The sequence below is a fragment of the Streptomyces sp. NPDC002328 genome (assembly GCF_042890065.1).
GTDB lineage: Bacteria > Actinomycetota > Actinomycetes > Streptomycetales > Streptomycetaceae > Streptomyces.
This window is the reverse complement of the sequence record NZ_JBIARQ010000002.1, coordinates 75,178-92,178: the sequence shown is the minus strand read 5'-3', so window position 1 is coordinate 92,178 and position 17,001 is coordinate 75,178. Positions and strand designations below refer to the sequence as shown.

The window sequence follows — 17,001 nt, the reverse complement described above, 5'->3', positions numbered from 1 at the left end:
AGATGAGCCTTCGGGCCCGCATCACCTCCCCCGAGGAGAGCGGCGGCCGGGGCGAGGACGGCCACCTGGTCTCCTCGTACCGGGCGAAGCTGCTGGAGGAGATCGACCTCGCCGAGATGAGCTCGCTGGCGGCGGCCGAGCGCCGGGCGCGCCTGGAGCGGGTCCTCGGGCACATCATCAGCCGTGAGGGCCCGGTGCTGTCCACGGTCGAACGCTCGCAGCTGATCCGCCGGGTGGTCGACGAGGCGCTGGGCCTCGGCATCCTGGAGCCCCTCCTCGAGGACGCGTCGATCACCGAGATCATGGTCAACGGACCGGACGCGATCTTCGTGGAGCGGGCCGGCCGGGTCGAGCAGCTCCCGATCCGCTTCGCCTCCGACGATCAGCTGATGCAGACGATCGAACGGATCGTCTCGACCGTCAACCGCCGCGTGGACGAGACGAATCCGATGGTCGACGCCCGTCTGCCGTCCGGTGAACGCGTCAACGTCATCATCCCGCCGCTGTCGCTCACCGGCCCCACCCTCACCATCCGCCGCTTCCCGCGCTCCTTCACCCTCCACGAGCTGATCGGCTTCGGTTCGCTGGACGAGCCCATGCTGTACCTGCTGGCGGGCCTGGTGCAGGCGAAGTTCAACGTGATCGTGTCCGGTGCCACCGGCACCGGCAAGACCACCCTGCTCAACGCCCTGTCCGGGCTGATCCCGGACGGCGAACGCATCATCACCATCGAGGACTCGGCGGAGCTCCAGCTCCAGCAGTCGCACGTGATCCGTCTGGAGTCACGGCCCCCCAATGTCGAGGGCAAGGGCCGTATCACCATCCGCGACCTGGTCCGCAACTCGCTGCGGATGCGCCCCGACCGGATCGTGGTCGGCGAGGTCCGCGGCGGCGAATCGCTCGACATGCTCCAGGCCATGTCCACGGGCCACGACGGCTCCCTGGCCACCGTCCACGCCAACAGCGCCGAGGACGCGCTGATGCGGCTCCAGACCCTGGCGTCCATGTCCGACGTCGAGATCCCCTTCGTCGCGCTGCACGACCAGATCAACAGCGCCGTCGACGTCGTCATCCAGCTCACCCGCTTCGCCGACGGCGCGCGCCGCATCACCGAGATCGCCCTGCTGGAGAGCCACGGGGGAGAGCCGTACCGGCTGGCGACCATCGCCCGCTTCGACGCCCGGCCGATGTCGGCGGACGGCCGCGTCCACGGCGTCTTCCAGTACTTCCCGCTGCCGCGCCGCACCGCCGACCGCCTCTACATGGCGAGCCAGCCCATCCCGCAGGCCTTCGGAGTGGCCCGCACCCTCGACGAACTGACGACCAGGGAAGCCCGGTAGCCGCCATGGACCTCGACACCCTCATCTCCCTCACCACCGGCGCCGCCCTGCTGACCTGCGCCCTGGCCGTCGCGGGCGTGCACGTCTACGCCCGGGGCCGCGCCCAGCGCGCCGAACTCGTGGAACGGCTCTCCTACACCGGGCAGATCGCCACGACGGGACGGCGACGCCGCTTCCGCGACCTGGACCGGCGGCTGCGCCGGACGAAGGCGGGCCGCAGGCTGGAACTGAAGCTGGCGGCGACCGGGCTGGACGTGACGCCCGCGGAGTTCTTCGTCTGCATGCTGGCGGCGGTGGCCGGGCTGTGGCTGATCGGCCAGGCCACCCTGGCTCCCTTCTTCGGGCCGCTGGCGGGACTGCTCGGCGTCTGGGCGGCGTGGCAGTTCCTCAACTGGCAGCGTCAGAAACGCATCGAGCGCTTCATCAACCAACTCCCCGAACTGGCCCGCATCCTGGCCAACGCGACCAACGCGGGCCTCGCCCTGCGCACCGCGATCGGCATGGCGGCGGAGGAGCTGGAGGCCCCGGCCGGCGAGGAACTCGCCAAGGTCGCCAACCAGTTGGCGGTCGGCCACTCCCTGGACGACGCCCTCGGTGAACTGGCCGACCGCCTGCCCTCCCGCGAACTCGTCGTCCTCGTCACCACGTTGGTCCTCTCCAACCGAGCCGGCGGCCAGGTCGTCGGAGCCCTCCGCAACCTGACGGAGACCCTGGAGGAACGCAAGGAGACCCGACGCGAGGTGCGGACACAGCTGTCACAGGTGAGCATGACGTCATATGCGGTGCCGGCGTTGGGGGTCGGGGCGCTGTTCCTCATGAACAGTGTCGAGGACGGCACGCTGGACCGCATGACGGGCTCGGCCGTCGGCCAGGCCTGCGTGATCATCGCCTTCGCCCTTTACGCCGTCGGCTTCGTCCTCATCCGCCGTATGTCCCGCATCGACGTCTGAGGGGGCCCACGGTATGGAACTCCTGCTCGCACTCCTCATGGGCATCGCCGTCTGGGGCGTCTTCGCCGGGATCCGCATGTACCGGGCCGAGGCGAAACTCCCCAGCGACCTGGCGCTGGCCCTGGAGGTCGGCTCGACCCGCACCGGCGCGGTGGGCTCGCTCGTCGACCGCCTCGGCATCCGGTACGCGCCCGCGGTGCTCCGGCTCATGGGCCCCCGGCAGGTCGCCCGCTACCGGCGGCGCATCGACCTCGCCGGCAACCCCGGCGGTCTGACCATCGACCGCTACGCGGCCCGCCGCGCGGTCTACGGCGCGATCGGCGGCCTCGGCGCGCTCGCCGCCCTCCTCCAGGGCAGCTTCTTCGTCGCCCTCGTCATGCTCGCCTTCGCGGCCTTCTGGTCCGAGGTCGGCATCTGGTCCGCGATCCGGGTCCGCAAGGACGCCATCGAACGGACCCTGCCGGACTTCCTCGACGTGCTCGCCGTCGTGGTGAGCGCGGGCCTCGGCTTCCGCCAGGCCCTGGACCGGGTGGCGTCCCGCTACGAGGGCCCCTGGGCGGACGAGATCCGCATCACCCTGCGCCAGATGGACCTCGGCGTGAGCCGCCGCGAGGCCTTCGCCGAACTGCGCCGCCGCAACGACTCCGAGCAGGTCGCCATGTTCGTCACCGCGCTCCAGCAGGGCGAGGAACTGGGTGCCCCGATCGTCGAAACGCTCGTCTCCATCGCCAAGGACATGCGCCGCACGGACGCGCAGAACGCCCGCCGCAAGGCGGCCCGCGCCGTCCCCAAGGCCACCCTGATGATCACGACGTTCATGGTCCCGGCCACGATGCTCCTCCTCGGCGCGGGCATGCTGCTCGGCTCCGGCACCGACTTCAGCTCGATCACGGGCGAGTAGGGGGACCGGGCGATGGCCGTGACGGCGACGACGAGGGGGCGCGGAGGGCTGTTGCGGGCGCGGCTGAAGCCGGGGCCGGGGCTGGGGCTGGGGCTGCGATGGCGGCCGGGTCAGCGGTCGTGGCCGGGGCGATCCGGCGACGACGTGCGCGAGCAGACCCCGAAGACCGCGTTCGGAGAGGCTGAGGGAGCCGGGCAGACCGCTCCACCCCTCCCCCTCCAGATCAACGCCCTCCAGGCGATGTGCCGGCAGGTCGCCGGCTTCCGTCTCGCCATGATCGCGCTGGCCGCCCCCGCGGCCCTCCTCAACGCCTCCCCGGGCCTGGGCGCCCGCCTGGTGGGCGCGGCCGTCGTCGTCACCTTCATGGGCTCCTACGTCCTCTTCCGCGACTGGGAACGCTTCGGCCCCCTCCTCCTGCGCCACCCCACCCTCCTGGCCGTGGACACCCTCTTCGGCACCCTGCTGCTGATCTCCGCCGGCCCCGACACCACCCTCGCTTACGTCAGCGTCTGCACCCCGCTGCTCGCCGGCATCCTTTACGGCTGGCGCGGCGCGGCCTGCTTCGCCTCCCTCCAGTCGCTGATCCTGCTGCTCGTCCACGCGACGCTGGAGCGGGAATCGGGCGCCGGCCTCGCCGAGAGACTGGTGCTGCCCGGCTTCTGCCTCATCACCGGCGCGGTGGGCTCCAGCCTGCGCGGCCTGATGTTCCGCTTCGGCACGGCGACCCAGGCGCTGACCGCCGTCAAGGCCCGTCTGGCCGTCACCGAGGCGGTCGCCGCCGAACGGGCCCGGCTCGCCCGCGAGCTGCACGACTCCGTCGCCAAGACCCTGCACGGCGTGGCCCTCGCGGCGGACGGCCTGGCCCGCTCGGCGGGGTCGGCGCACCTGGACCCGGACCGGGTACGGCAGCAGGCCGAACTCGTCGCCCGCGCCGCCCGCCGGGCCGCCGCCGAGTCCCGTGAACTCCTCACCGACCTGCGCCGGGAGTCCGATCCGGACCACGGCATCGACGTCCTGCCCGAACTCGCCGCGTGGACCCGTGATTTCGCCGAACGCACCGACCTGCCGGCCACGTACCACTCCACGGGCGAGCGCGCGTCGCAGCCCGTCCCGCCCGCCGTCGCCCGCCACCTCCTCACGATCGCCTCGGAAGCCATGGAGAACGCCCACCGCCACGCCCACCCGACCCGCGTCCAGGTACGCGCGGGCGTGCACGGCGATCTGCTCCGCGTGAGCGTCCTCGACGACGGCTGCGGCCTGCCGGCCGGCACCACCCTCGAACAGTTGCGCCGCACCGGTCACTTCGGCTTGGTCGGCATGGCCGAGCGGGCCGCCTCCGTCGGCGCCCGCCTCACCGTCGGCCGCGGTCCGGACGCCCGCGGCACCGAAGTCCTCCTGGAACTCCCGCTCGACGCCCTGACATCGTCACCGCCCTGACCGATGTCACCCACCCCTGACCCGCCCCTGCGCACGCCCACTTCACGAGAGGAGGCCACCCCGATGCCGGACCAGCCGCCGCCTTCCGCGCCGCTCGCGCCCGAGGCCTTCCCGACGCCGCCCCGGCCCGCGCCCGTACGGGTGATCGTGGCCGACGACAACCCGGTGGTCCGCGCGGGCCTGACCGCGCTGCTCTCCGACCGCGAGGACATACACGTCGTCGCGGAGGCCGCCGACGGCCGCCAGGCCTACGAGGCGGCCCTGCACCACCGGCCCGACGTCGTCCTCCTCGACGTCCGCATGCCCGGCGTGGACGGCCTCTCCGCCCTTCCCCACCTGGTGCCGATCGCCCCAGTGGTGATGCTCACCTACAGCGACGAGTCGGAGATCGTCCAGGAGGCCCTGCGCCGAGGGGCGGGCGGCTACCTGGTCCACGGGGAGTTCACCGTGGAGGAACTGCTCTCCGCCGTGCGGGACGTCCGACGGGGCCGGGCCCACTTCACGCCGACGGCGGCCACGGCCGTCCTCGCCCAACTCCGCGCCGGTGCGACTGCACATGCTGACGTAACCTCAGCAGCCCCATTTATGGGAACTTCTACGGAACCGCTTTCGCAACTGCAATCGCCTGTGGGACAGTCACGCAGAGGGTTCCGACTCAGCGCGAGGGAGGCGGAGATCATGGACCTGATCGCATCGGGCGTGAACAACCAGCAGATCGCCGCCATCTGCTTCATCAGTGAGAAAACGGTCAAGAACCACATCAACCGCATCTTCGCCAAGCTGCACAGCAGCAGTCGCGCCGAGGCGGCCGCCAAATGGCTGGGGACGGCGGTGACGAGGTGAAGGCACGCCGTGAATCATCGACTTGGGCCCGACCTTGGGCCCTGGGACCCTCCCCGCTCTCCCTCCTCACGTCCTACGTTCCTTGTGCCGGCAACGCCGCAAACGGAGAGGAACGCCATGAGCGACCTGATGCTGAAGACCGCCGTCGTGGCCAGGGCCCGGGTGAGCGGCTGGGCCGACACGACGGCACAGGCGCTGCGCCGACGCGGCGACCGGGGGCAGACGGCGGTCGAGTACCTGGGCATCATCGCAGTGGTGGTGGCGATCGTGGTGCTGATCGCGAACACGAACCTGGGCCAGACGATCGTGGACAAGCTCAGGACACAGATCTCCAAGGTGGCCCCCTGATCCCACCGCGCGGGCACGGCGATTCAGGGCAGGTCTTCCCCATCTACATCACGGTGGTGGCGGGCCTGCTCTTTCTCGCGTTCGCCTTCTTCGCGGTCGGCCAGGCGGCGGTGAACCGCAACAGCGCGCAGACCGCCGCCGACGCGGCTGCGCTGGCGGCCGCTCAGGAGACCAGGGACGAGCTTGCCGATCTGTGGGTGCTGGCCGTTCTCGATCCGACGAAGTGGCAGAGCATCTTCGACGGCTACGGTGGAAGCAACGCGTGTGACCGAGCGATGCAGTTGGCCGCGATGAACGATGCGACGGCCCAGTGTTCCCCTGACGGCCGTCTGGGATACCGGGTCAGGGCTGAGGCGAACAAGCCCATCGGGGAGTCGGTCGTGCCGGGAACCGCGGGCAGGCACGCGCACGCCGACGCGGTCGCCGTGATCGAGCCGCTGTGCCAGCCGACCGACGACGTACTGCCGACGCTCACCTGCGACGACGGCGACGACTGGGTGCTGGACCCGGACGACCTGACCGAACTGCCCGGACCCGAGGACCTGTTCCACGTCCACTTGGTCAGCGGCTGACGAAGGAAGCAGATGATGAACATGCGATGCACGGCGAAGGCCCGCAGGGGGTTGGTCGCGCTGGCGGCGGTGGCCGGGCTTGCCCTCGGCTCGGTCGCGTGCGGGAGCGGAGGCGACGGCGACGACAAGGAGCCCCGGAGCTCGTCGTCCGCCTCCAAGCCCGGAGGATCGCAGCCCGGCCCGCAGGAAGGACAGTCCGATGCGCCCCTCGCCGAGTTGAAGGGCCCCAGCGGGCTCCTTCTCCGGGTCACGTCCGTGGTGCGTGACTCCGGTGGCTTCGTCACGGTGAACGGCGCCCTGAAGAACGACAGCGGTACCGAGGCCGTCATCCCGTCCGCGCTGAGCGGCAATGAGACCGAGATCATCAACAACGGACTGTCCCTCGGCGGAGCCACCCTCGTCGACTCCAAGAGCAAGAAGCGCTACTACGTCCTCCGCGACACCGAAGGCCGCCCCCTCACCACCACCGGCTTCTCGACGCTCAAGGCCGGTGAATCCATCGACGTCTTCCTCCAGTTCCCGGCCCCGCCCGCCGACACCACCGACGTCTCCTTCCAGCTCCCGCTGTTCCCCAGCGCGGTCGTCAAGATCTCCGGGTGAGGCCGCCATGTCCCCACGTCTCACCCTCGCGGCGGTCACGGCCACCCTCGTGATCGTCGGCACGGTCCCCGCCGCGCACGCCGACACCGCTCCCAGCGTCCCCCCGGGCACCGAACCGACCGCCTCCGCCCCCGTGCAGGTCGACCCCAACGACCCGGACCTCAAGCTTCCCGAGGGCGGCACTCTCGCCGAGCCCAAGGTGCTGGACATCAAGCAGGTCGTCGAGGACGAGTCCGGCGACGAGCGCCGCGAGGACACCAACGCGGACGTGACGTTCGCCCTCCAGGCCGAAGTCCTCTTCGGCAAGGACAGCGCGAAGCTCGGCCCCGAGGCCAAGGCCCGCGTCGCCGCGATCGCGGCGGAGATCAAGAAGCAGAACACCGCCCTGGTCCGCGTCTTCGGCTTCACCGACAACCTCGGATCCTCCGCCCACGGCGACGTCCTCTCGAAGCACCGCGCCGACGCCGTCCAGGCGGCGCTCGCCGGTGATCTCAACAACCCCGGCATCACCTTCGAGGTCCGCGGCTACGGCGAGCAGTACCCCATCGCGGACAACTCCACCGAAGAGGGCCGCAAGAAGAACCGCCGAGTAGAGGTCACTTTCCCGCGCACCGCGAGCTGACGACGGCCCACTGCCCGACGAGCCGAACGAGGCTGTCCCATGCCGCCGAAGCTCCTGAAGAATCGTCAAGCTACTGTGCCCCGATGCGCTACTTGGCGGAGCCTTTCATCATCGGGACCTTGAGGCGGGGCCGTTCGGTCGAGCAGTTCCTCGGGCCGGTCGGCTCGTCCGATCGCCCCGGTGTGAGGTATGCCGAGGTCCGGGCGGCGAGGACGTCGTACGAGGTCTGGGTCCATGCCGTCGAAGATGCCGGGCACGAGGGCTTCCTCGACCTGGACGCCTTCCCGCCGTTCGATCAGGACGCCGAGGAAGAGGACTTCGGTCAACTCCTGGGCAGGGCTGAGGACCCGCAGGTCGCGCTGGTTCTTGCTGAGGAGCGCACGGGGGCTGTTCGCGGGCGATGGGTCAGCCCGGGTGTCGTGCAGGACGAGTACCGCGACTTCGTCCGGGCCGGTCGTCCGTCCGGTACGTCGCCGGACGGGCATCCCTGGGCCTGACCTGCGGTCGAGGCGGAACGGCAGTGGGAGTACGACTACTCCGACCACGACCAGCACTCGACTCCGGTGCAAGCGCGCTGTCAGGCACCAGGTTCGTCCCCGTCGGCGGAGATCGCTTGCCGGTGTGAGAGCGTGATGCGGCGCTGAACCAGGTCGATGTCCAGAATCTTGACGGGTAGTGCGTCACCGACGTTGACGACCGGCTGCGGATGGTCCGGATGCCCCTCGCCCAGTTCGGAGTTGTGCACCAGCCCCTCGAAACCGTTCTCCGCCTCTTCGATGCGAACGAACGCACCGAACGGTACGAGCTTGGTGACGCGGCCGACGACGGTCTGGCCGATCTGTCCGGTCAGCAGGGGCATCGGATCTTCGTGCAGGGCCTTGAGCGACAGTGACACGCGTTCGCGGACCGGGTCGACGTCGAGGATTGTGGCGCGGATCTCCTGACCGACGGCAACGACGTCGGAGGGGTGCTTGACGGGACGCCATGACAACTCAGGGATATTGATCATCGCCTCGAAGCCGCCGATGTCCACGAAAGTGACGCCGAAGGCAGCGATCTGGGTCACGGTGCCGGTGACGATCTCACCTTGGTGGAGGGTCTTGAGGAGGGCCCAGTTCCGGTCGCTCGGCGTCGGCTCGGTCCGCCAGCGAGCCCGTACCACTCCGTCGCTGTCGGGCATGACGGCGGTGAACAGAGGCACACGCTCATCGGCGTACATGGGGAGAAGCGCTGCGGCGCCGGCACCGGACATCCGGGCGGTCAGCTCCGGGAACCCGTCCTCGTCGACTATGGCACTCTGCAACCGCCCGTCCTCGTTCTGCCAGACGCATTCCACCAGGCCCTCGGCGGGGAGGGCGCCGAGGACCGCGTCGATGTCGGAAGACAGGTCCGGCCAGACGGCCAGCCGAGCGCGCGGAGCGAGGCCGGCACGCACCGTGTCGACGGTGTCACGGGTGAGGCGGTGCCACCGCGAGGCGCCTTCGACGGGTGTCTCCTCCAGGATTCCGGCCCGGCGCACGGCGACGGCCCAACGCAGACCGGCCCAGAATTCGTCGTCGCCGGGCCGCTGGACGTCTTCGCCATCGGTTTCCATGGTGTAGGGAGACGCATCCACGCGTTCCGGGAACAGCCCGAGCGCGCGAGTCCGGGACAGTGCCTCCTCGCAGGGCCGGCTGCTGCCGATGTAGAGGTACTGGTCCCAACCCACGTGCACCGCGAAGGCATCCTCCGCCTCCAGCCGACACCAGGCTCCGCTGTCGCGCAGCATGCCCCTCACCAGTGCCAGCCCGATGTCGAGCGGTACCTCCGCCCCGTCGTGGAAGCCGGACAGGCCTGTCGGGAAGAGTCCGTCCAGCCCGAATCCCTCCAGTGGCGGCTCGACACCGAAGTGCACGAGGGACGAGACGTACGGCTCGCGAACGGCCAAGTGATCGATTCCGGTGCTCACCGCGAAGGCCTCGACCGCTTGAAGGTAGGCCGCTTCGACCTGGCCGTGATCGCTGATCGTGTCCTCGGCGCCGACGTAGTGGCCGTGTTCGTCGCGGTCGGCGGGGTCGTACTTGGTGACGCGATAGACGTAGGGCAGCACATCCTCATCTTCCTGCATGGGTCGGATGCGGAGTGCGCCATGCCGCGAGCCGCGAGATTCCACGTCACAGCTCCCCCTCGATCACCTCCACCCGCACCCCCGCCCGCACCCCCCACCCCGCCATGACCCCCGCCTCCGCCTCCAGCACGTGTCGTGAGCGCAGGCGGGGCAGGCCCAGGCGGTTCGGGTGCATGGTGCGGACGGCGATGACGGTGAAGCGGCGGTTCAGGTAGGCGACGTCGATGGGGATGCGCATGCCGAAGGTGTGCACGCCGCCGGCGGGGGAGAGCAGCAGCGCCCCCTCGACCCTGTTTCGCCCCAGCAGTCCCTTCGTCCGGGCCCGGTAGGACGCGGCGATCTCCAGCGGGATCGTCCTCGCGTCCCCGTTCACGTCGGTCCCGTCGTTCACGTCGTTCGCGTCCTTCACGACGAGCGTGCCCCGTCCGTCCCGCAACCGCCGTCCCGGTCCCAGTCCCCGTCCCAGCCCTGGTCCCTGGCCGAACCTCTTCGCCGGTTCCGATCCCATCCCCGCCCCCTCCCTGCGCCGCCCAGCCCGACCGCGGCGCGGCTCCGCGGCACGAACCGACCGTATCCCCGCCGCCTCCCCGTCACGGCGTGTTCCCGTGGGACGGTGGTTCTCAGACGCCACGGACATCGCGAGGAGCACCTCCCATGCGCAACGTCGTCCTGACCACATCCGTCTCCCTCGACGGCTTCATCGAGGCCCCCGGCCGCGACATCTCCTGGCACCGTGTCGACGAGGAACTGCACCAGCACTTCAACGACTTCCTCCGCGATACGGGCGCCTTCCTGAGCGGCCGGGTGACGCACCAACTGATGGTCGACTACTGGCCGACGGCCGACCAGGGCCCCGATGTCTCCGCCGTCGAGGCCGACTTCGCCGCAATCTGGCGCGAGAAGCGGAAGCTGGTCTACTCCCGGACCCTGGAACGGGCCGACTGGAACACCACGATCGTGCGGGACGTCGTCCCCGAGGAGGTCAGAGCGCTCAAGGAGGAGCCCGGCGGCGACCTGATCCTCGGCGGCGCGCACCTCGCCGCGGCCTTCCTGCGGCAGGGGCTCGTCGACGCGTTCCGGATCTACGTCCACCCTGTTCTCGTCGGCGCCGGCACCCCCCTCTTCACCGAGGCCGCCCCCGCCGATCTCCGGCTCGTCGAGACCCGGACCTTCGGCAACGGCGTCGTCCTCCTCCACCACGAGCGCACCACGAGCGGGCCGCCGGCGGAAGCAACACCTCCGGCTGAGACGGAAGTTGCCGGGCGTTAAAGGAGTTGTCGTGGGGGCGGACGCCGGATAGGAAGAAGTCATGACCGCACTCGGAGCCGTGTTCCGCCCCCAGTTGCCCCCCGAGCGCCTGCGCGCGATCGCCCGGCTCGCCGACGGCACCGGACTGGACGAACTCTGGCTCTGGGAGGACTGCTTCCGGGAGGCCGGGATCTCCTCGGCGGCGGCCGCGCTCGCCTGGACCGAGCGGATCCGGATCGGCGTCGGTCTGATGCCCGTCCCGCTGCGCAACGTCGCGCTCACCGCGATGGAGGCGGCCACCCTGCACCGGATGTTCCCCGGCCGTGTCGTCCTCGGCGTCGGCCACGGCGTCCAGGACTGGATGGGCCAGGTCGGCGCCCGCGCCGCCTCCCCGCTGACCCTGCTGCGCGAGTACACCGGCGCCCTGCGCGGCCTGCTGAACGGCGAGCGGCTCACCACCGAGGGCCGGTACGTGACGCTGCACGACGTCGCCCTGGACTGGCCGCCGGAGGGCGGCGCCGAAGTGCTCGTGGGCGGTATCGGCCCCCGCACCCTGCGGCTGTCCGGCGAGGTCGCGGACGGCACCGTCCTCAACGAGTCCTTCTCGCCCGACGGCGTGCGCGAGGCCCGCCGGATCGTCGAGGAGGGCCGGGCGGCGGCCGGCCGCGACCCCGGGCCCCACCGGATCGTCGTCTACCTCTTCGCCGCGACCGGCCCCGACGCCTCCGCCCGCCTCGACCGCGAACTGGCCGCGAGCGGCCTCACCGGGGTCGCCGGACTCGGCGTCGCCGGCGACGCCGCCCGGGTCGCCGAGACCGTCCAGCGGTTCGCCGACGCCGGCGCCGACACCGTCGTCCTCCTCCCGACGGCCGACGAACCCGATCCCGAGGGCTTCGTGCGGTTCGCCGGGGACGCCGTGCGACCGCTGGTCAAGTGAGACGACGAATCCCAGGTGAAGACGGACACCGCTGGTGAGTGAGATGACAGACGCAGACGACCGCGACAACAAGCGCACCTTCGAGGACCTCGTCGCCGAAGGCGCCGCCGTGCCCACCGAAGGATGGGACTTCTCCTGGTTCGAGGGGCGGGCCACCGAGGCGCGGCCCTCCTGGGGGTACGCCGTCTCGCTGGCCGGGCGGCTGGCCGTCGCGAGCGCCGCGCTCGACGTGCAGACCGGGGGCGGGGAGGTCCTGGACTTCGCCCTCGGCCGCGCCGCCCCGCGCGCCCCGGTCCTCACCGTGGCCACCGAGGGTTGGCCGGCGAACGTGGCCAAGGCCACCGCCCTGCTCCGGCCGCGCGGCATCGCGGTCGTCGCCGCCGCCGAGGACGCGCCCCTGCCCTTCGCCGACGACACCTTCGACCTCGTCTCCAGCCGGCACCCGGTCCGGCCGCCGTGGGCGGAGATCACCCGGGTCCTGCGGCCGGGCGGCACGTACTTCGCCCAGCACGTGGGCCCGCGCAGCGTCTTCGAGCTCGTCGAGTACTTCCTCGGCCCCCTGCCGGACGAGATCAGCGCCGCCCGCCGTCCCGAGCGCGAGCGCGCCGACGCCGAGGCCGCCGGCCTGGAGATCGTCGACGTGCGGGCGGAACGGCTCCGCGTCGAGTTCCACGACATCGCCGCCGTCGTCCACTTCCTGCGCAAGGTGGTGTGGATGGTGCCGGGCTTCACCGTGACCGGCTACGAGTCCCGGCTGCGCGCCCTGCACGAGCGGATCCAGGCCGAGGGCCCGTTCGTCGCCCACAGCACCCGCCATCTCGTCGAGGCCCGCAAAACGTCCCACTGACCGGGCGGACGGCGGCCGCGCCTCAACACCCTTTTGCCCGCAGGGGAGTTGGCCGCAAGGGAGTTCACGAACGGGAAGCGGGCGCACGATCGCGCACCCGCGGGGCGCGCACGCCGCCTTCCGCCCCTCCCGGACGCCCCCGCAGACGCCCCCGCCGACGCTCCTGGACGGCCCGCCCACCGCGCTCCTCGCCGTCCCGCGCCGCCCGCGCCGAATTGGCCGGGAACCGCCGCACGCGCCCCCGCCCCTTCGCTGCACCCCGGATGATCGGCAAGGTCACACCACTCGCGTTCCGACAGCGAAGGGAGTGACCCCGGCACCCCGGAACCGGCCGCGGAATCGGACATTCACGGTCACTTCACAGCAGAGCGACCCTTCATCTCCACGCGGTTTCCACATCGTTATCGCGAACGGCTCGCATCAGCCTCCGGCCTCACGTAAGTTCAAGGTCAGGCAATTCGCGTGAGCAAAGCTGCGCGGGCGTCACCGCGCAGAGGAGGGGGCTGCGCGGTGCCGTCCGCGTCAAGGGGACGCATGCGCCCGGGTAGCCCGTCGGGGGGACCCGGGCGCGGCGACCCGCCCGGAGGTGAAGTGGCCCTGAAGCCTCCACTTCCACCGCCTACGGCCTGATTCGCCTGTGAATCCGCTGTATTCCGGCCATGAATCACCCGAAAACCTGCCTGCGACGACCACCGCGCCGTCGCCGCGCGACTTCGGAGAGTAATTGTGGCGCGCTGATGCACGCACCATCCCTCACGAAGGGTTATGGTGGAACCCCCCCCTCGGGCCGGTCCGTCTCCCCCCCACGGACCGGCCCGTTTTTCTGCCCGTCTCCGGGTGACTCGTCAAGCGGCGCCAACCGCTTACACCGATCCCACCCCCACCCGCGGCGCCACCCCCGGAGGGGTAGGCTTCCGCCTCGCGGGGACCGCCACCGCACAGAGGGGCTGACAATCACGTGAACCTGCGCGACAAGCTGCGCGGCCTGTTGGTGAGGCTGTACGCACGCCGGGTGGAAGGTCACCTGGACCACGCTCAGGTGCCCAAGCACATCGGCGTCATCATGGACGGCAACCGCCGCTGGGCGAAGGCCGCCGGCTCCACGACCGTGCACGGCCACCGGGCCGGGGCCGAGAAGATCGAGGAGTTCCTCGGCTGGTGCTCCGAGACGGACGTCGAGGTGGTCACCCTCTGGCTGCTGTCGACGGACAACTTCGACCGGGCCAAGGAAGAACTCGTCCCGCTCCTCGGCATCATCGAGGACGTGGTCCGCACCCTCGCCGCCGACGGCCGCTGGCGCGTGCACCACGTCGGCACCCTGGACCTCCTCCCGGCCGGCATGCAGCGCACGCTGAAGGAGGCCGAGGAGACCACCGCCGACATCGACGGGATAACGGTCAACGTCGCCATCGGCTACGGCGGACGCCAGGAGATCGCCGACGCCGTGCGCTCCATGATCGTCGACGCCAAGGACAAGGGCGTCCCCATGGAGGAGCTCGCCGACTCCGTCACCGTGGACATGATCGGCCGCCACCTCTACACCAAGGCCCAGCCCGACCCCGATCTGGTGATCCGCACCAGCGGTGAGCAGCGGCTCTCCGGATTCATGCTGTGGCAGACGGCCCACTCGGAGTACTACTTCTGCGAGGTCTTCTGGCCGGCCTTCCGCAAGGTCGACTTCCTGCGCGCCCTACGCGACTACGCGGCCCGAGGCCGCCGCTACGGCGGCTGACGACCACCCGACGGCCGACGACGCCCGGGACGGCATCGGGACGGCCGGAACGACGGCGGTCGCCAAGGCCGGCACGACGGTCGCCACGGCGGCTGACGACCACTCGCGCCGACCGGGACGGCGTCGCGCCGGCGGGGACGACGGTTGCCTCGGTCGGAACGACGCTAGCCGCAGGCGGAACGCTGGTCGCCACGGTGGCTGACGACTGCCCGCGATGGCCGGGACGGCGTCGGCTAGGCCGGGACGACGGCCGCGACGGCGGCTGACGACTGCCCGCGCCGGCCGGGACGGCGTCGCGCCGCCCGGAACGACGTTCGCCGCGGCTGGGGCGGCGGTCACGAGCTGGGACGACGTTCGCCGCGGCTGGGGCGGCGGTCACGAGCTGGGACGACGTTCGCCGCGGCTGGGATGACGGTCGCGGCGGCCGGAACGACGGCTGACGACTGCCCGCGCCGGCCGGGACGGCGTCGCGCCGGGATGACGGTCGCTGCGGCGGGGACGACGGTCGCCGCCGGCCAAAGAGACGGTCGCGTCGGCGGGACGACGGTAGACACGGCCGGGATGACGGTAGCCGCGGCCCGAGGGGCGGTCGTCTCGGTCGGGAAGAACGGGTGCCGCGGCAGGCCCGGGGTTCCGGTGTCGGGGGCGACTATCGGCCGGGGTGGTCGGCAATGGGGCGTTCGAATACCCCGCCCGGGGGCGGAAGTAACACGGAGTTCACCGGCGCGCCGTCATATGCCGTGGCATGGCGGCGCGTGTTCGAGGGCATAAGGCAAGCAGGTCGACGCCCGAACCACGGGTGTCGGATCTCAGCGGACGGCACGGGGCCGTCCGCCCGGGAGGCCCTTTGCACCAGCCGATCGTGCGGTCAGCACGGACGCAGCGGAGGGCCGGTTTTCGGCCCGCGCAGGGGCGCCGAACTCCGGTCCAGCTCCACTCCGTCGCTCCCCGACCTCATCCGAGGGGGTACGTCCTTCCGTGGTGACCAGCACAAAGCGCCACAAGCCCGACCGGCGCACCTATGTTCTCGACACCAGCGTCCTGCTGGCCGACCCGAACGCCCTGACCCGCTTCGACGAGCACGAGGTCGTGCTCCCCATCGTCGTGGTCACGGAGCTGGAGGCCAAGCGGCATCATCCCGAACTCGGGTACTTCGCCCGGCAGGCCCTGCGTCTGCTCGACGACTACCGGGTGAAGCACGGACGCCTAGACGCGCCCATCCCGATCGGGGAACTGGGCGGTACCGTCCGTGTCGAGCTCAACCACTCGGACCCCAGCGTGCTGCCCACCGGCTACCGCCTGGGGGACAACGACTCACGCATCCTCGCGGTGGCCCGCAATCTCCAGGCCGAGGGGTTCGACGTCACCGTCGTGTCGAAGGACCTCCCGCTCAGGATCAAGGCGTCGTCGGTCGGCCTCCTGGCGGAGGAGTACCGCGCCGAGCTCGCCATCACGGATTCCTCCGGCTGGACCGGAATGTCCGAACTGAGCCTGTCCGGCGAGCAGGTGGACATCCTCTTCGAGGAAGGGCACGTGTACGTCCCGGAGGCCGCGGACCTCCCCGTGCACACCGGGCTGACCATCCAGTCCGAGCGCGGCAAGGCGCTCGGCCGGGTGTCGCCCGAGGGCAACATCCGTCTGGTGCGCGGCGACCGGGAGGTCTTCGGCATCAAGGGCCGTAGCGCCGAGCAGCGGATCGCGCTGGACCTGCTGCTCGACCCGGACGTCGGGATCGTGTCGATGGGCGGCCGGGCCGGCACCGGCAAGTCGGCGCTGGCGCTGTGCGCGGGCCTGGAAGCGGTCCTGGAGCGCCGTCAGCACCAGAAGGTGATGGTCTTCCGCCCGCTGTACGCGGTGGGCGGGCAGGAGCTGGGCTATCTGCCGGGCTCCGAGGCCGAGAAGATGAGCCCCTGGGCGCAGGCGGTGTTCGACACGCTGTCGGCGGTCACGTCCCGCGAGGTCATCGAGGAGATCACCGCCCGCGGCATGCTGGAGGTCCTCCCGCTGACCCACATCCGCGGCCGCTCGCTCCACGACGCGTTCGTCATCGTGGACGAGGCGCAGTCGCTGGAACGGAATGTACTGCTGACCGTTCTGTCCCGGATCGGCGCGAATTCACGGGTCGTTCTGACCCACGATGTGGCGCAAAGGGACAATCTGCGGGTCGGACGCTACGACGGTGTCGTCGCCGTCGTGGAGAAACTGAAGGGGCATCCGCTTTTCGCGCACGTCACCCTGAACCGGTCCGAGAGGTCCCAGATCGCCGCCCTTGTGACCGAATTGCTGGAGGACGTTCAGATCTGACCGGGACACCCCGGTTCGCGGAGGCCATACGGTAGTTGGCGCCGTCCGGCAAAGGCTGTGAGCCTAGCCGGGCGGCGCCTTCGTGTGGGGGCGAACCACGAAATCACCAGGGCCAAACGGGATGTGAGCTTTCACACGCAACTCGGAATTGCCTAGCGGCGTCCGGTTACGGCAAAGTCTCATTCCTGTCAGGCCCCGCATACGACACACGTG

The 17,001-nt window shown here is 70.8% G+C and carries 17 protein-coding genes; 15 read left to right on the top strand and 2 right to left on the bottom strand.

Features of this window, described 5'->3' with window-relative positions:
- Window positions 1–2 precede the first annotated feature (2 nt).
- The 10 genes from ACFYX4_RS06790 to ACFYX4_RS06745 all read left to right on the top strand — a co-directional run bounded on the left by ACFYX4_RS06790 (window position 3) and on the right by ACFYX4_RS06745 (window position 8,110).
- Window positions 3–1,340, top strand: coding sequence for a CpaF family protein (locus ACFYX4_RS06790; RefSeq protein ID WP_389327079.1), 1,338 nt, complete (start codon window positions 3–5; stop codon window positions 1,338–1,340).
- A gap of 5 nt (window positions 1,341–1,345) precedes the next feature.
- Complete coding sequence (locus ACFYX4_RS06785) at window positions 1,346–2,290, top strand: type II secretion system F family protein (RefSeq protein WP_389327076.1); 945 nt, start codon at window positions 1,346–1,348, stop codon at window positions 2,288–2,290.
- Window positions 2,291–2,303: 13 nt separating this feature from the next.
- Entirely contained in the window at window positions 2,304–3,191 is an 888-nt protein-coding gene (locus tag ACFYX4_RS06780; protein WP_389327073.1) for a DUF5936 domain-containing protein, read from the top strand.
- Window positions 3,192–3,203: 12 nt separating this feature from the next.
- On the top strand, window positions 3,204–4,628 hold the full coding sequence (locus ACFYX4_RS06775; RefSeq protein ID WP_389327070.1) for a sensor histidine kinase: 1,425 nt from the start codon (window positions 3,204–3,206) through the stop codon (window positions 4,626–4,628).
- 63 nt (window positions 4,629–4,691) lie between these two features.
- Window positions 4,692–5,471: a response regulator gene (locus ACFYX4_RS06770; RefSeq protein ID WP_389327067.1), complete on the top strand. Its 780-nt coding sequence runs from the start codon at window positions 4,692–4,694 to the stop codon at window positions 5,469–5,471.
- Window positions 5,472–5,588: 117 nt separating this feature from the next.
- Complete coding sequence (locus ACFYX4_RS06765) at window positions 5,589–5,819, top strand: Flp family type IVb pilin (RefSeq protein ID WP_389327064.1); 231 nt, start codon at window positions 5,589–5,591, stop codon at window positions 5,817–5,819.
- The gene (locus ACFYX4_RS06760) at window positions 5,819–6,391 is read left to right on the top strand and encodes a pilus assembly protein TadG-related protein (RefSeq protein ID WP_389328602.1); all 573 of its coding nucleotides are present in this window, start codon (window positions 5,819–5,821) and stop codon (window positions 6,389–6,391) included. Before ACFYX4_RS06765 ends, ACFYX4_RS06760 begins: the two co-directional genes overlap by 1 nt.
- Window positions 6,392–6,406: 15 nt before the next feature.
- Window positions 6,407–6,991, top strand: coding sequence for a hypothetical protein (locus ACFYX4_RS06755; RefSeq protein WP_389327061.1), 585 nt, complete (start codon window positions 6,407–6,409; stop codon window positions 6,989–6,991).
- Window positions 6,992–6,998: 7 nt separating this feature from the next.
- Window positions 6,999–7,613, top strand: coding sequence for an OmpA family protein (locus ACFYX4_RS06750; protein ID WP_389327057.1), 615 nt, complete (start codon window positions 6,999–7,001; stop codon window positions 7,611–7,613).
- A gap of 119 nt (window positions 7,614–7,732) precedes the next feature.
- Complete coding sequence (locus ACFYX4_RS06745) at window positions 7,733–8,110, top strand: hypothetical protein (RefSeq protein ID WP_389327054.1); 378 nt, start codon at window positions 7,733–7,735, stop codon at window positions 8,108–8,110.
- A gap of 80 nt (window positions 8,111–8,190) precedes the next feature.
- Here ACFYX4_RS06745 and ACFYX4_RS06740 read toward each other — a convergent pair whose 3' ends face one another.
- Window positions 8,191–9,720 (bottom strand): S1 RNA-binding domain-containing protein, encoded by a 1,530-nt coding sequence (locus ACFYX4_RS06740; RefSeq protein WP_389327051.1) that lies wholly within the window; start codon window positions 9,718–9,720, stop codon window positions 8,191–8,193.
- A gap of 46 nt (window positions 9,721–9,766) precedes the next feature.
- A complete protein-coding gene (locus ACFYX4_RS06735) occupies window positions 9,767–10,111 on the bottom strand; it encodes a DUF192 domain-containing protein (RefSeq protein ID WP_389327048.1) in 345 nt (114 codons plus the stop codon).
- 263 nt (window positions 10,112–10,374) lie between these two features.
- Between ACFYX4_RS06735 and ACFYX4_RS06730 the strand changes: the two genes are divergently transcribed.
- From ACFYX4_RS06730 to ACFYX4_RS06710, 5 genes are all read left to right on the top strand, one after another.
- Window positions 10,375–10,989 (top strand): dihydrofolate reductase family protein, encoded by a 615-nt coding sequence (locus ACFYX4_RS06730; protein WP_389327045.1) that lies wholly within the window; start codon window positions 10,375–10,377, stop codon window positions 10,987–10,989.
- A gap of 40 nt (window positions 10,990–11,029) precedes the next feature.
- Window positions 11,030–11,905: an LLM class flavin-dependent oxidoreductase gene (locus tag ACFYX4_RS06725; RefSeq protein ID WP_389327042.1), complete on the top strand. Its 876-nt coding sequence runs from the start codon at window positions 11,030–11,032 to the stop codon at window positions 11,903–11,905.
- 43 nt (window positions 11,906–11,948) lie between these two features.
- Window positions 11,949–12,752: a class I SAM-dependent methyltransferase gene (locus tag ACFYX4_RS06720; protein WP_389327039.1), complete on the top strand. Its 804-nt coding sequence runs from the start codon at window positions 11,949–11,951 to the stop codon at window positions 12,750–12,752.
- Window positions 12,753–13,710: 958 nt separating this feature from the next.
- Window positions 13,711–14,484 (top strand): isoprenyl transferase, encoded by a 774-nt coding sequence (locus ACFYX4_RS06715; protein ID WP_389327036.1) that lies wholly within the window; start codon window positions 13,711–13,713, stop codon window positions 14,482–14,484.
- A 978-nt stretch (window positions 14,485–15,462) separates the two neighbouring features.
- Window positions 15,463–16,788, top strand: a complete 1,326-nt coding sequence (locus ACFYX4_RS06710) for a PhoH family protein (protein WP_389327033.1) — start codon at window positions 15,463–15,465, stop codon at window positions 16,786–16,788.
- Window positions 16,789–17,001 lie beyond the last annotated feature (213 nt).

Bases quoted from the DNA above. Each gene is read 5' to 3' on its own strand.
- ACFYX4_RS06780 (WP_389327073.1), top strand. From the start codon at position 2,304: ATGGAACTCCTGCTCGCACTCCTCATGGGCATCGCCGTCTGGGGCGTC.
- ACFYX4_RS06765 (WP_389327064.1), top strand. From the start codon at position 5,589: ATGAGCGACCTGATGCTGAAGACCGCCGTCGTGGCCAGGGCCCGGGTG.
- ACFYX4_RS06750 (WP_389327057.1), top strand. From the start codon at position 6,999: ATGTCCCCACGTCTCACCCTCGCGGCGGTCACGGCCACCCTCGTGATC.
- ACFYX4_RS06730 (WP_389327045.1), top strand. From the start codon at position 10,375: ATGCGCAACGTCGTCCTGACCACATCCGTCTCCCTCGACGGCTTCATC.
- ACFYX4_RS06785 (WP_389327076.1), top strand. From the start codon at position 1,346: ATGGACCTCGACACCCTCATCTCCCTCACCACCGGCGCCGCCCTGCTG.
- ACFYX4_RS06790 (WP_389327079.1), top strand. From the start codon at position 3: ATGAGCCTTCGGGCCCGCATCACCTCCCCCGAGGAGAGCGGCGGCCGG.
- ACFYX4_RS06720 (WP_389327039.1), top strand. From the start codon at position 11,949: ATGACAGACGCAGACGACCGCGACAACAAGCGCACCTTCGAGGACCTC.
- ACFYX4_RS06775 (WP_389327070.1), top strand. From the start codon at position 3,204: ATGGCCGTGACGGCGACGACGAGGGGGCGCGGAGGGCTGTTGCGGGCG.
- ACFYX4_RS06740 (WP_389327051.1), bottom strand. From the start codon at position 9,720: ATGCAGGAAGATGAGGATGTGCTGCCCTACGTCTATCGCGTCACCAAG.
- ACFYX4_RS06725 (WP_389327042.1), top strand. From the start codon at position 11,030: ATGACCGCACTCGGAGCCGTGTTCCGCCCCCAGTTGCCCCCCGAGCGC.
- ACFYX4_RS06770 (WP_389327067.1), top strand. From the start codon at position 4,692: ATGCCGGACCAGCCGCCGCCTTCCGCGCCGCTCGCGCCCGAGGCCTTC.
- ACFYX4_RS06755 (WP_389327061.1), top strand. From the start codon at position 6,407: ATGAACATGCGATGCACGGCGAAGGCCCGCAGGGGGTTGGTCGCGCTG.